This window comes from Psychrobacter sp. 1Y4 (genome assembly GCF_051847555.1).
This window is the reverse complement of record NZ_JBPYDE010000072.1, coordinates 1-1,322: the sequence shown is the minus strand read 5'-3', so window position 1 is coordinate 1,322 and position 1,322 is coordinate 1. Positions and strand designations below refer to the sequence as shown.

At 42.0% G+C, this 1,322-nt stretch carries 1 protein-coding gene; it reads left to right on the top strand.

The window, feature by feature from the left end:
* On the top strand, positions 1-770 hold a 770-nt coding region (locus ACS8FC_RS14230; protein WP_439297237.1), incomplete at its 5' end, for a KamA family radical SAM protein.
* Between the last annotated feature and the right edge of the window lie 552 nt (positions 771-1,322).

Sequence of the window (1,322 nt, the reverse complement as noted above, 5' to 3'; positions counted from 1 at the left end):
CAGGCTATGTGGTGGACCCTTTAAGCGAAAACAGCCAAAACCCTGTCAAAGGTATGCTCCATAAGTACCAATCAAGAGTATTACTGACGATCACTGGGGCGTGCGCGATTCATTGTCGCTACTGTTTCCGTCAGCATTTTGACTATAGCGCCAATATGCCAACTGCTGATGCAAAAGAAAATATCATCAACTACATCAGCGCGCATCCTGAAATCAATGAAGTGATTTTGAGCGGGGGTGATCCTTTAAATGTGACGAATAGACGGTTATTTGCATGGTTAGATACTCTGGAATCTATCCCGCAGTTGACGACAATTCGACTGCATACCCGTCTACCATTGGTTATTCCAGCCCGATTGGATGACGCACTATTAGACAGACTGTCTCAAAGTCGCTGCCGTATCGTGATGGTCATTCATTGTAATCATGCCAACGAGATTGATGCGCTGACAGCAGAATACCTGCAACGTGCTCGAGCAGCTGGCGTGACGCTGCTAAATCAAGCAGTACTATTAAAAGGTATCAACGATAATATCGATGCTCAGACAGAATTAAGCCAGCGTTTGTTTGCTTGTGGTGTACTACCGTATTATCTACATGTTTTAGACAAGGTGGCTGGTGCCGCGCATTTTGATAGCGACGAGCGGTCGTCAATTGAGCTCTACTGGTCGTTATTGGCAGTATTACCGGGATATCTGGTACCTAAGTTGGTCAGAGAACTGCCGAATAGGCCATTTAAGGTGCCGATTGACATTTACAATCACGATTAATATAGGCAATATAGGGTTTCGCAAAAATTACTAAACAAAGGATGGTTTTTATTAAAATCATCAGCCAATTGCTAATGGTTTTAATAATAGAGCGTTTGGGGTTGTTGTGCTCATCTATGGATGGCATCGCTAGAGTATATTTGCATAGAATACGAATATATCTACTGAATGGCATATATCATTTGATTTTACGACTTCGACTGCTTTAATTCATATACTGCTATATAGCATTTAAAAATACACTATTTGGAAGTGCAGCGGCTAAGCATTGATGGTACCGCTTCCTTAAAAAGAACCGTAGCACACATTCTTTTTATCTAATATTGCTCTACTTTGTGTGGTTGCATACTTGCCTCTTGCAAACTTACTCAGAGTGACCAACAGTGAGTAGGAATACTGATGATAACTTTATCTATGTTTCAAGAAGCCCTTTCTTCCAAAGAGCCACTACCAACGCCAAATCAATCAGTGAACGGCCAAGAGCATCATCTGCTCAAACTATTGACAACGCTATCTTCACAAACCCAAGAGCAGCAAGCTGAGCACTTAGAA